Raw genomic sequence first — 245 nt, 5'->3', positions numbered from 1 at the left:
CTATTTTCTACTGGCGAGCCGGGTCGTCGAAATGTGTCCGGTGCGCGCGCAACTCGTGAGCGCGCCGGAAGACTATCGCTGGTCGAGCTACCGTCATCACATCGGCCTGACGCTCGACAGCCTGATTACCGACCACCCGTTGTACTGGTCGCTCGGCAATACGCCGTTCGAACGGCAGCGCGCTTACCGCGAGCTATGCGAACAGCCGCTCGACGAGCGCGAAGCCAGTCAGCTTCAGCAGGCCA

1 pseudogene is annotated in these 245 nt (G+C 62.4%); it reads left to right on the top strand.

Features of this window, described 5'->3' with window-relative positions:
• Nucleotides 1–245 (top strand): annotated as a pseudogene (locus SB751_RS34070) (transposase); the annotation flags it as partial.

The sequence above is a fragment of the Cupriavidus sp. SIMBA_020 genome (assembly GCF_046535395.1).
Lineage (GTDB): Bacteria > Pseudomonadota > Gammaproteobacteria > Burkholderiales > Burkholderiaceae > Cupriavidus > Cupriavidus campinensis.
Note: the sequence above shows the minus strand (reverse complement) of the source record. Positions and strands in the feature narration are given on the sequence as shown.